A 13,758-nucleotide genomic window follows, 5' to 3' on the forward strand; every position below is an offset into this window, starting at 1 on the left:
GACCATGGAAAAATTTTTAGGTATAGACTACCCAACACTTTGGTATTTAGTGGTCGGACTTTTATTTTCTGGCTACGCCATATTGGAAGGATTTGATTATGGTGCCGGGGCATGGCATCTCTTTTTTAAAAAGGATATGAGCCGACGAATTGCCATCAACGCGATTGGCCCCATTTGGGATGCGAATCAGGTATGGCTGATTATTGGTGCAGGTGCCCTGTTCGCAGGCTTTCCTGTGATGTATGCCACCATGTTGTCGGCAATGTATGTGCCCTTTATGCTCTTTTTGATGTTATTGGTGCTTCGTTCTGCAGCCATAAAATTCAGAAGCTTCGAACCCATGACGTGGTGGCGAAAATCTTGGGACATCCTTTATTTTATATCCAACTCGGGTATTGCTTTTTTGCTGGGTGTGGTCTTGGGCAATATTCTAACAGGTTTCGATATCGGCGAGAATTTTACCTACAAAGGGGGTGTTCTTCTTTCGTTTTTGGGCCCATATCCGCTTATGGTGGGTTTGACGACATTGTCCATCTTTATGACCCAAGGGGCAATCTTTTTGTTGCTTAAAACAGAGGGGCGCCTATATGCGAGGCTTACGTTTCTACTGAAAAAGGGGATGATTTTTTTTCTGGTTAGTTTTGCCATTACATCATTGTACACTTTGGTTTTTATTCCAGGTGTCTCCGATAAGTTCAAAGAGAACCCCGTCTTTTTTATATTGCCATTGTTGGCCTTTTTGGCAGTGGCCAACATACGGAGGTTGGTCTCCAAAAAAAGATATGTCCAGGCATTGGTATTTTCATCGTTGACCATGGCTTTTTTACTGATGTTGGTCGCCTTTCAATTGTATCCGGTACTTCTGCCGTCCACTTTGGACCCCAAGTATAGCGTGACCATCTACAATGCAGCATCATCCCAAAAATCATTGAGCATTATGTTAACCATTGTTTTGATTGGGGCACCCCTGATAGCCATGTACTTCCTTTTTCTTTACAGAACATTCAAAGGCAAGGTCAAACTCGACGATACGAGTTATTGAAGACACATATAAATTAATAAATCAACCTCAGAAGCTGGGTTAGTTTTTGTAACCTAGGTTACTGACCATTTCATTTCACTATCCTTAATTTGTTATCATAAAACTTAATCTATGAATTTTTGTTAGAGCCCTAGCCTTGGTATGTTTCTGGGCCTATGATAGCCCTAGTGATGTTCTTATTGCTCATGGTGGGCAAAAACTTTGGGATGTCTGCCAATTTACGGACCATGTGCACCATATGCGGGGCCGACAGGAGCAGTGACTTCTTTCGTTTTGACTGGAAAGCACAACGGTGGAATTTAGTAGTCGTCCTTGGCGCTATTATTGGAGGGTTTCTGGGGTCTTATTATCTATCAACAGAGACTGTAGTTGATATCAATCCACAAGTTGTTGAAAATCTTAGTTCACTTGGATTTGAAAGTGCAGGCAAAGCCTATCTCCCTACCGAACTTTTTGCTAATTCTGTATTAACCGATTGGAAAAGTTTAGCCGTTCTGGCCATCGGCGGATTATTGGTCGGGTTTGGGGCCCGATATGCCGGCGGATGTACCTCTGGACACGCCATATCAGGTTTGAGTGATCTTCAGGTGCCTTCTTTGATTGCAGTTATCGGTTTTTTTATCGGTGGTTTGGTTATGATTCATTTCATATTTCCCTATATCTTTTAGAATGAAGGCAATATTGGGATACCTACTGGTTTTTCATTGTGTATCCATTGCCATAGCACAGGATAACTATAATGGGCAAAGTGTTCAAAATCTTAAGGAAATATTTGCCAAGGGTGAGATAGAAGGGCATATTCGAAACTTCTTTATGAGCACGCTCAACAATCGGGGACTGAAAGATTATTATACGAATGCACTGGGTGGGGCCATTGCTTTTAAAACCAATGAATACATGGGATTTGAACTGGGCGTCAAGGGAACCTTTACCTATCAAACGTTCTCTGCGGACTTAAATGAGCCTGATCAAACGACCGGGGGTATCTCTAAATGGGAACGCGAACTGTACGACATAAACGACTTGGACAATTTTAACGACCTCGACCGTTTGGAGAAACTCTATATAAAATACAACTTTCAAAATGGCTACGCCACCTATGGTAAATTGGCCATTGAGGAAACGCCCCTGCTCAATGAGAGTGATGGCAGGATGAAACCCTATGCTTTTAAAGGTATATGGCTGCAGCTATTTAAGGGAAAACATGTGTTCAACCTGAGCTGGCTTGATCGCATTTGGCCAAGAAGTACGGTAGAATGGTATGATTTTGATGAGGCCAATGGATTGGTGAAAAATGGATTTCAGCCCGATGGAAGGCCCCCTGATTATCGGGATGATACAGCATCAAGAGGAATCGCTTCTTTCTAATATGAAACCCAATTCAACAATTTTGATCTTTGTGTCAACCACTATTACCTTCACCACATTTTTAATACGAGCATGATAGAATTGGATTTTCACAAAGGCTTTTGGATTCTTGGTCTACAGTATGCCCTGCAATTTCCCGATCGTTTTCAAAAAAACTGGACTATGAGGCAAGATACATCCAACCCGAAGAAAAAGGCAAGGTACTGAGCTGGAGATTTGCCTATCATCCAGAACACTGGCATTTTGGAGCGGCCTATACTAAAGCCTTTGACACAGAAAGGTTTCTGTTTCCAAAAGAACTGGGCCGAGACCATTTTTTTACATCCATTCCACGTTCCCGGTTGGAGGGTTTGGGAGATGCCGATGTCTTTACCCTTTCTGGCGATTATGATTTTAATATTAAGGGCTTGACTTTTGGGTTGGAGTTTACCGAGGTTCTGGGGACAAGAATAGACGGCTTTGCTTTCAATAAATATAACAGCGACGAATATTATCAAGTCAATACTAGACTCCACTATGAAATGCATGGCTTTCTTGAGGGGCTAAATTTTGATGTCCTTTATGTCCTCAAGGAAAACCTGAACAATACCGAATCCTCAAAAGTGTTTAACCAAAGCAACTTTCATCAAATAAATTTTGTAACGAATTATATATTTTAGGAATTATGAGAACCATTATTTATTTCCTTATAGGAATCATTTTTGGAATTAGGATGTTTAAATCGGAAGCGGCCTCTTGGTTCCGAATCTATGAAATGTTTCAATTCAAGGCCTTTCACACGTATGGAATCATTGGTTCTGCGCTTGTGGTTGGGGTTGTTATAGTCCAGCTCATCAAAAAGTTCCAGATTAAATCATTCTATGGTGAATCTATCATATTTCATCCCAAGGCAAGGAGCACTCCTAGGTATCTTTTCGGCGGTATCATCTTCGGTCTGGGATGGGCCTTGGCAGGTGCCTGCCCTGGACCCATGTTTACCCTTGTCGGTGCACGTTATCCCTCCATTTTGGTCGTCATTGTCTTTGCCATTTTGGGAACCTTTATTTATGGACTATTGAGAAAAGTTTTACCTCATTGAATGTTATCTTTTAAATCCACAATTTATGAAAATTTGAATAGTACTTTATTTAAGGCATATCTAGTTCAGTCTTATTGCTAGCGCGTAGATTTTTGTTTTATGGAAGAATTTCTTTCTTGGAAAAATTAAATTAAATTCAAATCCATTCATACTGTTTTGGTAGCCTTTCTCTATTTTTTATAATTCGAAAGCGTCAAAACGCTGAGGCAAATGTCCTTTTTTAGAAAAATACCTTGTAATGAATTGACTTTTAGAGGAGTAGGGAGGAGTGTTCTAACTCTGCCACCCCGAAGTCATGAAATAGGATCAAGAGGTGGCTTTTTCAGGGAATATTTTACAAACCGACTTTGTCTAGTTAAAATAGCACCGGTTCTATGAAATCATTTTTTCGGTTTGTTATTTACTCTAAAACAACCGAAATCTAATTGATTTAAGCCCTTTAATTGCTTTTTCAAATACAGCAGCAAGGGTAAATTTTCAATTAAATAATGCTCTGAATTGCAATAGTGTTTGTTGACTCCACTTTCCAAAGATGTGTAGCAAAGTATTGAGCCATGGATTTGTTCAAGAGTAAGTAATTTGGTTTTTAAATTTGAAAACGTACAGCTTGAATATTATTACTATTTTTATAGGTAGTTAACCACATGAAAATTGTGTACAAAAGTTGTTTTTTGCTTTCCGTGTTCTAAACGGGAATTCCTTCAAGATTACAGGATTAAAAACATTGATTTTCAATAGGATAAGATTTTGTCGATGATTCAGTCATCCCGACGAACCACTAAATAGGTGGTATCAAAGCACTGTTAACTGACTGGTTGACAGTGTTTTTTATTTTATATGATATCAAATGAATCCATTTGATATCATATAAAAGGTGTAAAGTTCGGTGAATGGATTGGTATACAAGTTGTTGTAATTTTAAGTAGCATTTAAGGCTATTTAAGGTCGTCTTTGCAAACAAGGTTTGTTTAATTAAAGACGTGTATCATGCGCAATTCCAACACTTTAAAAGTACTTCTCTTCACGCGGGACATTTCAAATAATCCCCAAAAGCTAACCATTTATATCCGTATCACCGTCAACGCTAAGAGGGCAGAGATAGTCTCAAACGGTATGTTTCGGTGAATGAATGGGACGAAACAATTATTCAATTTTTGTCGCAGCTAATTATAAATTATAAGAGTATAATTGATTGACCAACAGAGTACTGTGTTTTAAAGTGTCATTATTTTCAATTATCTTATCCTGTAAATATTAATTATGCCCTTAACTGTAAAAGTCAATCTTGTGCCATTGTTCCGTGGTCTGGTCACGGGGGCCCAACCTTTTGCCGTAGCGCAAGAGGTTGTATTGATGTTCGAGACCGAGGTAGAAACTTTGATGATCTCTTACAATCCTGAGAAAGCGTTGTCCGAAATCACTGGGTTGTTGAGTCGTATCATCACCTTTACACCACAAACCTACAGGGTCATAGTTTCGGTTGGTAACGGCTATGAACATAAAAACTATTTATGAACAAATGCCTGAGAACATTTTTGTCAGGGTCAGTAAATCATATATCGTTAATGCTAGTCATATTGATTCTGTCGACAACAATTTTGTGTATATCGGAGAAAATGAAATACCGATTGGGAATATTTACAGGGATTACTTTTTCGATGAGTTTGTTACCAAAAAGATTTTGAGCAAGTAAGATTTAGTTCCTCAAGAAAAAGTTTTCTTTTACAGCTATAGTTTTAGGGAAGCTTACAAACCCCAACTCTCCGCACCTCTTCCGAATCCACAAACGAACGCAGGTTGCATAAGAGTGCAACTTTATTTTGAAAGAGACCTCTTATCGATTCTTTATTGCTTTTATTGACCTTTAAGGTATCCAATTAGAATTATAATAAAAGTTTTTCAGCGACCAACGCAAAGATTGAATTGCGCATTAGCCTGAGAATTTTTATAAAACTATAGTAGTATTAATCAATAACTCTAAAGTCATGTCCAAACTGAAATCAATCGTAGCCAAAAGAAGATCTTATAACCTTTTAATAATTGTACTTTTTGTCATGGTAGTGTCATTTGCATTGTATATTAATTATTAATGCTCTCTCTTCAATGAAATTGATATAGAACTTTAATTTGTTCCTGGTCCACAAGGGTGATATAATCTCCTAATAGTTTTGTGCACAAAAGGACTTGGTTTAAAATATGTTCTTGAAACCAATACCCACATTTTAAGAATCTGTCCGCTCAGTTTTACAAATTTCAGGTTAACTGATATTCTTCAATCGAGTTAACATCCAATCCGTTGAGTGTAAATTGGCAGGCCAATACTATCTACCTTCCATAAAAAATATTTAGTTATGAGCACAGAGCATTTATTTGATAAAGAAGCAAAAGATAAGCTTAAAGAATTGGCAGAAGGCATCGATATTGCCCTTATGGAAACCAATCTTATAGCTAAACAGACACACATGGTGCCTATGAGTACGAAAGAGGTTGATGAAGATGGCGCCATATGGTTTCTTAGTAATAAGGACAGCCAGCATAATCAAAATCTTAACATTGATAATGAGTTACAACTCATCTATGCTAAACCAGGCGATATGGAATTTATGACTATTTATGGTCAAGCATCTATCACCTCCGATAAAGCGGTTTTGAAAAAATATTATGGAAAGATGGATGATACTTGGTTCGAAGGTATCGATGACCCTAACCTTACGGCCATTAAAGTGGTACCGAAACAAGCCTATTATTGGGATACTAAGTTTGGAAAATTCACCAGTTTTTTGAAAATGGGAGTTGGTATCCTAACGGGTGAAAAGCAAGATTTAGGGGAAGAAGGTCACTTGAAGTTATAGAACTTATGAGTATTCCGAACTGGGTAAAAGAAAGCCGGAATTTTAATCACAACCGTTTAGAGGAGATTTTAAAAACGAGGTTGAAGATTTCTTAAAACTAATGACGATCACTGTTAATTTGTGCTAAAGGTTTTTTAGGGGTAAAAAGCAGTTTTTTAGGAGTAATACTGAGGTTATTCCAGAACTAATTTTAAGATGCAACTTTTAAAAAAACACTATCATGAAAAATTTAAAACAATTATTCGTACATCAACTCAAAGACTTGTTCAGTGCAGAAAAACAGTTGTTGGAGGCTTTGCCAAAAATGGTGGAGAATGCCAGTGATTCGCAATTGAAAAAGGCTTTTGAAAATCATTTTGAGGAAACTAAGGTACAATTGAAAAGAATTGAGGAAATATGCCGAGAGATGAATATTTCACCCAGTGGGGAAAAATGCAAAGCGATGGAAGGACTCATCAAAGAGGCAGAAGGTTTTATCAAAGAAGCAGCTGGTGACGATGTTATGGATGCCGGTTTGATTGCCGAAGCCCAAAGGGTCGAGCACTATGAAATTTCAGGGTACGGCACAGCTGTTAGGTATGCCAAAGAATTAGGGCATCCTGAAATAGCCAAGAAGCTACAAGAAACCTTGAATGAAGAATATGCAGCTGATGAAAAGTTGAACCAGCTGGCCGAAAATCGCGTGAACCGAGAGGCTATGGTTTAATTAATAAAATTACATTTTATAACGGGCACCTTCGGGTGCCTTTTTTTATGGCCCAAATCAGAATAGAACAAAAGTTGATTTGAACACGTTAACGGCCCGACCTGATAATATTCAACTTTGAAATCAAAATTGAGAATATGAATGTTAGCAATAACCCAATGGAATTATATGGTTTGAATAGAACCATGGTTCCATTTCTTCAACTTAAATCACATAGTGGCAGCCTCGATATTCCATCTGAAGTTAGAAATGATTTTATTTCTTTTTGCGATGATAGAAGGGAAAAATGTTCTTTTTCTATCGGAATATTTGATAAGATGGAAGTATGGCGAACTCCTTATGAACTTTACTACGCCATTTATGAGTTCGCCCATAACAGCTGCCGAGATTTCGAATGCAGTAAATATTTCGCCTTTTTTAAATATCAAAATACCGACAATCAAACAGAATTGGTCGAGAAAACCATGAAGCTGCTAGAAAGGTTATATGATTTAGAAGAAAAGGTAGGCGGGCATAAGGTTGATGCATTTGTTGATGAGAATAACAATTGTATCTACTTAAGACTTTGGAACAAAAAAATAAAAGTCTGCTTAAGCCCTTCTTACACAGAAATAGGCAGTGAACATTACTACTTAGAATTTCATATTGATTACTAGAAATAGGTCTTTAATCTGAAATAGCTTTAGTCGCACAAGTACTCATCCTAATCAAAGTAAACTTTAATTTCTACTTAAAAGTTTTATGATAGGTGACTAATTTGGGTGATATTGCACAAGCTATGCACATGGTGACTCGAGATTGATAAGAATACCCAACTAAACAAAAGAATTTTATGGCTTCAGGTTTTTTTGCCCTACTGGATGATATCGCTACGTTAATGGATGATGTAGCCGTAATGAGCAAAGTTGCGGCTAAAAAGACAGCAGGAATTCTCGGTGACGATTTGGCGGTAAATGCCGAAAAGGCTTCCGGCTTTCTGTCGAATAGAGAATTACCCGTTCTATGGAAAATCACTAAGGGATCGCTGTTGAATAAAGTTATTATACTGCCCATTGCCTTTCTTTTGAGTGCCTTTTTACCTATCGCCATTGATATTATTTTGATTTTAGGCGGATTGTATTTGGCATACGAAGGCGCAGAAAAAATATCTGAATTTTTTGGAGGCCACGAAGAAAAGGATTCGAAGGTGGCTGAGGTAAACGATGAGACCGATTTAGAATCTTTCGAAAAAGAACGGGTCAAATCGGCCATCATCACCGATTTTATTCTATCAGTAGAAATTATCATCATAGCACTCGGTACTGTTAAAAGTGAACCCTTATCAACCCAAATAGTAGTGGTGACACTTATTGCTCTTCTAGCCACCGTAGGGGTCTACGGTATCGTAGCGCTCATCGTTCGTATGGATGAATTCGGGTATCGACTTATTAATTTAAACGAGGCAACAAATAGTATTTCTGATAAGATAGGTGGCTTTTTGGTGCTGGCACTGCCTTGGGTAATAAAAAGTCTATCCGTTATTGGCACCATTGCCTTATTGTTGGTGTCAGGTGGTATTTTTGTTCATAGTATTGATTATTTGCATCACCATTTCAACTCCCTTCCCTCCATATTAAAAGAGTTCCTACTGGGTCTTATCGTTGGCTTTGTAGTCTTTTTATTGGTTAAATTAGTGAAAAAGATTTTCCATAAAGGTTAAATTATCGAACTAGAATTAGGTAGTGCCATTCAATTTTATGTTACTATTTAGTAGTGTGTAAATCAGTTATTTGAATGGTTTTATGATTTTTCTTTATTTGCAAATATCCTCTCAATTTTACATAATTACCTTTTAGAATTTTTGGGCTACTAAATTGGCTTTTAAAGTTAATTAATATTCGTAGCAGTGCAGAAATTGCATCGCTATGGAGAATACTGTTACGTACAATAGGGCTTTGAACAATCTTTATCAATTGAGGGATAAATCGATGGCGACCATCGACTCACTGAACATATTTCTTATACGCTTCGGTAACCCGTTTACTAAGTATAAGGGCATAGAAGCAAGACTAGAACTTCAAAAAAAGTTTCTTTTAGAACTTGAAGGATACCTCGACTCGAATGCTGCCGAAGGTACCGCTATCTATAGAAGACCGGCCTTTAATTGGCTTGAACGGGTCGAGCTTTTCAATTGTGTTTCTTTAGACCGTGCCGTAGAGCTTATTGGTAAATCAGACCATAGGCAGATTCGAGAATGCATCAACATACTTTCTTCGCCGCATTTAGAATCTGGGGTGCGAAGTCTACTGCTAAACCATCTGCAAAAGCTCATTGATTTATCATCTTCAACAAAGATGAATAACGCCCATGTCACTTATAGCAACTCCAAAAAAAATAAAGAAAGAGAATTTATCTAATGAGGCTTAGGCCTTACCAACTTATTGTAACGCTATGGAAAATATAGAAAAACTTACGGCCGAAATGGCTATTCAAAAATCAGCGGGTATGGGTTCCGTTGTGGCTGATGGTATAACGACATTTCGGGTTTGGGCACCGCATGCCGAGAGAATTTGTGTGGCGGGTTCCTTTAATGATTGGAGTAAAGAGTCGTTAGAACTTTCTAGGGAAGAAAATGGATATTGGGCCGGTGCCTCTGAACTTCCTTCAGAAGGTGACGAATACAAGTTCATCATTTATAACGGAGATCAAGTTTTGGAGAAGAACGATCCCTATGCTTTTGAAGTAACGAACAGTGACGGAAACTCCGTGATCAGAACATTGAATTTTGATTGGAGTGATGCCGAATTCAAGATGCCTTCTTGGAACGAATTGGTCATTTATGAATTACATGTAGGTACTTTTAATAGAAAAGACCCAGACCAGGTAGGCACCTTCGCCGATGTGATTGAAAAATTACCCTATCTGAAAGATTTGGGCATCAATTGTATTGAACTGTTGCCTGTTGCCGAGTTTGCTGGCGGAATCTCTTGGGGGTACAATCCGGCACATCCGTTTGCTATAGAGCAAGATTATGGCGGTCCTGATGGGTTGGCAAATTTTGTGAACGAGGCCCATAAATTGGGTATAGCTGTTATTATGGATGTAGTCTATAATCACTTCGGCCCTTCCGATGTAGACCTGTGGCAATTTGATGGATGGAGCGAAAATGAAAAAGGCGGAATCTATTTCTACAATGACCACCGAAGCGATACCCCTTGGGGAGATACAAGACCTGATTATGGCAGGCCGGAGGTAAGGCAGTACTTGAGGGACAATGCACTTATGTGGATTGAAAAATACCATTGTGATGGCTTGAGGATGGATGCTACATCATACATTCGATATGAGGGTGGAGGATTAGGGTTTGATTCGGAAATAGAAGAAGGCAATATTCTAATGCGAGATATCAATGCCGAACTGAAGGAAAAATACCCGTACGTATTGACCATTGCCGAAGATTTAAAGAGAGACCACCGAGTGACCAACGATTTTATCGATGGCGGCCTTGGCTATGGCACACAGTGGGATATGGCTTTTGTACATCCCGTCAGAGAGGTTTTACAAGATACCCACGATGACAGCCGTGATATTCAGAAAATTGTCGATGCCCTAACTTTTCAGTATAGCGGAGACTATTTCAAGCGCGTTGTATATACCGAGTCGCACGATGAGGTGGCCAATGGCAAGGCCAGGGTACCAGAGCAAATTCAACCGGGGGATGCAGAAAGTGAGTTTGCCAAGAAAAGGGCCATACTTGGTATCGTTCTCACGCTAACAGCTCCGGGAATACCTATGCTGTTTCAAGGTCAGGAATTTTTAGAAGATGAATATTTTCAAGATACGGAACAACTAGACTGGAAAAAATACGAGAAGCATAAGGGTATTTCAAGAATGGCCGGTGATTTGATAAAACTAAGAACCGGTGAAACACAGGGCGGTTTTGGTCTTCGTGCCCAAGGTGTCAACATTGTACATTTCAATCCGGATACTAAAATTCTGGCATATATAAGAGATGAAAAAGAAGGTGGTAGCGAACCTGTAATGGTCATTCTGAATTTCGGAAATACCGAATTTGAAAAGTACGGAATAGGGATAGAAGAGGGCAGAAATTGGAAGTTGAAGATTGACGCCCTATGGAAAGGATATGATCCTGATTTTTCAGAGACCTCACATTCCGGTGAAATGATAATAGCTCAGGAACCCGCTGATGGTCAAAATTGGTCGGGTAAAGTTAATATTCCCGCTTACGGCGCATTGGTCTATACCATATCTTAAAACACTAAGATGAAATCTGTTGCAATCATAGGCAGTGGGCCATCGGCGATTTATCTGTTAAAAAATATATTGCTTGGCCTGGAAAATGCTTCTAATCAAATTGAAGAAATTTCCATTTATGAAAAAAGGGCATTGCCAGGTATTGGCATGCCCTACCATCCAGAGACCACCGATATTCATAATATGGCGAATATCTCGTCGGATGAGATTCCTTTCCTTTTTATAACCCTTGAAGATTGGGTCAGAGAGCAAGACGCGGTATTCTTTGAAAAATATGATATTGATCCATCGAAAATAAACGGTTCTACATTGTTCCGTAGGTTAGTGCTGGGGGAATATTTTCATTCGCAATTCCGGTTATGTTGTGAAAAACTGAGGGAAATGGGTGTAAATGTTTCGGTTAATGGCGATACTGAGATTATTGATATTCATTACCACGAGACTTACTGTAACTTGCTCTCCAATGTCGGTCAAATTTTTACTGCTCAAACGGTTTTTATAGCAACTGGGCATCAATTTAATGTACGTGACGATAGGGGTGAGAAGTACTTTAGTTCGCCATGGCCCATTTCAAAAATCCTTCCCAAAAAGCATAATTATCATGACTTTTCTATAGGTATTTTGGGTGCTTCCCTTAGTGCGTTTGATGTAGTGGCTTCTCTTGCCCACAGACACGGGCGATTTGAATCAGTAGACAATCGATTTGTCTATCTGCCATTTGAAAATACCGAAGCTTTCAATATGGTATTACATGATGTCAATGGTTGGTTGCCGCACCTTCAATATGAGCAGCAAAGCGCTTTGAGAAAGGTGTATAGGTTTATTGATAAAGAACATTTATGGGCACTTGTAGACGAAGATGGTTTTTTGAGTCTGGATGTATTTTTCGATCAGGTCTGTAGACCGGTATTGCACAGGGCGTTGTTGAAAGACGAAGAGCAATCTCTAGCTCAAGATTTACTTCAGCCCGAATTCAAGTTGAACGATTTTATTGAACGTATGGCCCGTAAACATGAGTATCAAAATGCGTTTGAAGGGTTGGAAGTTGAAATGAAAGAGGCCGAAAAGTTATACTTTGAGCATCAACCATCGCACTGGAAAGAGAATTTAGATGATTTGATGTTCTGTCTTAATTATCACGCTGAGCTGCTTTCGGCAGAAGACTATCTCTATTATAAGGAGACAATGCAGCCATTTCTTATGAATGTCATTGCCGCACTCCCTATTGAATCAGCTAAAAAACTATTGGCCCTATACGATGCAAAGAAAATAGATTTAATAGCCGGAATCGTCAATCTTGACCAGATTTCGATTGGAGAAAAAGTTCAGGTTTCGGTGGAAGACGAACAGAAGTCAACAACTCTTGATTATGATATGTTTATTTGTTCTGGAGGTCAAAAGGATGTTGAATTGGAAGAATATCCGTTCCCGAGTTTAATTGCCTCCGGAACGGTGAGCGCAGCGCTTAAAAGGTTCAAAGATTATTCTGAATTGGAAGCTCCGGAAGAATCATTCAATTGGGTTGTAAAGGACGATATTCAATATTTGAAAGCTCCCGGAATTGCGATTACCAATGATTACAGTCTAATCAATAGACAGGGCCGAGCAGTAGAAAATGTTTATGATATCACCTTCTGTCATGCTGCCGGTCTTAGGCCGTATGCCTATGGTCTGCAAGCATGTGCTACCACTGCTGAAATAGCTGTTTTACATTGGTTGACAGCGTTAAACAAACCAAGTCTAGAAATGAATATGTAGTCCGAACAGAAATTTGGCTTAAAGTGGACCAAATATGCGGAATGATTTAAGTGATAATATCGAAATTGATGGTCTCAGGTTGATTTTCGGTATCAGAAACTGATTTTACCGCCTGGTAGAGCAATGTTTTAAGCAGGTTATAAGAATTAGGCTTTTGAATATAACCGTTCGCACCATCAGCTTTAAGCTGTTTTACCTCTCTTTCTTGGTAGGTAGAAGAATAGACCACAATTTTAATAGTATTGAACTTTTTAAAGTTTCTGATATCCATGAGACAGTCAAAACCATCCATGTGCGGCATAAAAAGATCTAAAAAGATGATGTAGGGCAGGGTTTTATCAGAAAACAGGCGATCCATCAGTTCAATTCCGTTAGTAAACTGAATTACTTTGGTTTGTATCGGAATCTGGGACAATGCATCCATGAACAGTTCCCGATCTTCTGAATCATCATCCGCTAAGTACACCAAAAGTTCGCCCAAAACTCAAATTTTAAGGAAAATTGAAGATTTTTTAAAGTTAAGCATGATACTATCCTAAATATTATTAGCTCATTCGAATTTACTGAATTAAAGGGAATTATTCGATTTCAATACTATGCGGAGAAAATTTTCATGATGACTTAGTACGAATATGAAAATTAATTATGTCCCCCAGGCCTAGAAAAATAAGGCTTTAGTCTAAACTAATAAGAAACTTAA

At 38.6% G+C, this 13,758-nt stretch carries 15 protein-coding genes; 14 read left to right on the top strand and 1 reads right to left on the bottom strand.

Annotated elements, in window-relative coordinates:
* Positions 1-4: 4 nt before the first annotated feature.
* From cydB to D1013_RS09670, 14 genes are all read left to right on the top strand, one after another.
* Complete coding sequence (gene cydB, locus D1013_RS09605; RefSeq protein WP_121848616.1) at positions 5-1,042, top strand: cytochrome d ubiquinol oxidase subunit II; 1,038 nt, start codon at positions 5-7, stop codon at positions 1,040-1,042.
* A gap of 155 nt (positions 1,043-1,197) precedes the next feature.
* Positions 1,198-1,710 (top strand): YeeE/YedE family protein, encoded by a 513-nt coding sequence (locus D1013_RS09610; protein WP_121848617.1) that lies wholly within the window; start codon positions 1,198-1,200, stop codon positions 1,708-1,710.
* A 1-nt stretch (position 1,711) separates the two neighbouring features.
* On the top strand, positions 1,712-2,410 hold the full coding sequence (locus D1013_RS09615; RefSeq protein ID WP_121848618.1) for a hypothetical protein: 699 nt from the start codon (positions 1,712-1,714) through the stop codon (positions 2,408-2,410).
* 101 nt (positions 2,411-2,511) lie between these two features.
* Positions 2,512-3,069, top strand: a complete 558-nt coding sequence (locus D1013_RS09620) for a hypothetical protein (protein ID WP_121848619.1) — start codon at positions 2,512-2,514, stop codon at positions 3,067-3,069.
* A 5-nt stretch (positions 3,070-3,074) separates the two neighbouring features.
* Positions 3,075-3,488 (top strand): YeeE/YedE family protein, encoded by a 414-nt coding sequence (locus D1013_RS09625; protein WP_121848620.1) that lies wholly within the window; start codon positions 3,075-3,077, stop codon positions 3,486-3,488.
* A gap of 1,260 nt (positions 3,489-4,748) precedes the next feature.
* Complete coding sequence (locus tag D1013_RS09630) at positions 4,749-5,003, top strand: hypothetical protein (RefSeq protein WP_121848621.1); 255 nt, start codon at positions 4,749-4,751, stop codon at positions 5,001-5,003.
* A gap of 4 nt (positions 5,004-5,007) precedes the next feature.
* Positions 5,008-5,181 (top strand): LytTR family transcriptional regulator DNA-binding domain-containing protein, encoded by a 174-nt coding sequence (locus D1013_RS09635; RefSeq protein ID WP_240467940.1) that lies wholly within the window; start codon positions 5,008-5,010, stop codon positions 5,179-5,181.
* 658 nt (positions 5,182-5,839) lie between these two features.
* On the top strand, positions 5,840-6,340 hold the full coding sequence (locus D1013_RS09640; RefSeq protein WP_121848623.1) for a pyridoxamine 5'-phosphate oxidase family protein: 501 nt from the start codon (positions 5,840-5,842) through the stop codon (positions 6,338-6,340).
* Between the two features lie 220 nt (positions 6,341-6,560).
* Positions 6,561-7,046, top strand: coding sequence for a YciE/YciF ferroxidase family protein (locus tag D1013_RS09645; protein WP_121848624.1), 486 nt, complete (start codon positions 6,561-6,563; stop codon positions 7,044-7,046).
* Positions 7,047-7,183: 137 nt separating this feature from the next.
* On the top strand, positions 7,184-7,702 hold the full coding sequence (locus D1013_RS09650) for a hypothetical protein (RefSeq protein ID WP_121848625.1): 519 nt from the start codon (positions 7,184-7,186) through the stop codon (positions 7,700-7,702).
* A gap of 176 nt (positions 7,703-7,878) precedes the next feature.
* The gene (locus tag D1013_RS09655; protein ID WP_121848626.1) at positions 7,879-8,745 is read left to right on the top strand and encodes a DUF808 domain-containing protein; all 867 of its coding nucleotides are present in this window, start codon (positions 7,879-7,881) and stop codon (positions 8,743-8,745) included.
* A gap of 205 nt (positions 8,746-8,950) precedes the next feature.
* Positions 8,951-9,442 (top strand): hypothetical protein, encoded by a 492-nt coding sequence (locus D1013_RS09660; RefSeq protein ID WP_121848627.1) that lies wholly within the window; start codon positions 8,951-8,953, stop codon positions 9,440-9,442.
* 34 nt (positions 9,443-9,476) lie between these two features.
* The gene (locus D1013_RS09665) at positions 9,477-11,300 is read left to right on the top strand and encodes an alpha-amylase family glycosyl hydrolase (protein ID WP_121848628.1); all 1,824 of its coding nucleotides are present in this window, start codon (positions 9,477-9,479) and stop codon (positions 11,298-11,300) included.
* A 9-nt stretch (positions 11,301-11,309) separates the two neighbouring features.
* Positions 11,310-13,058 (top strand): FAD/NAD(P)-binding protein, encoded by a 1,749-nt coding sequence (locus D1013_RS09670; RefSeq protein WP_121848629.1) that lies wholly within the window; start codon positions 11,310-11,312, stop codon positions 13,056-13,058.
* A gap of 46 nt (positions 13,059-13,104) precedes the next feature.
* Here D1013_RS09670 and D1013_RS09675 read toward each other — a convergent pair whose 3' ends face one another.
* Positions 13,105-13,539 carry a response regulator gene (locus tag D1013_RS09675; RefSeq protein ID WP_121848630.1) on the bottom strand — a complete coding sequence of 145 codons (435 nt, stop codon included), beginning with the start codon at positions 13,537-13,539 and terminating at the stop codon, positions 13,105-13,107.
* Positions 13,540-13,758 lie beyond the last annotated feature (219 nt).

Origin of the sequence: Euzebyella marina (assembly GCF_003687485.1) — a bacterium.
GTDB classification, from domain to species: Bacteria; Bacteroidota; Bacteroidia; order Flavobacteriales; family Flavobacteriaceae; genus Euzebyella; species Euzebyella marina.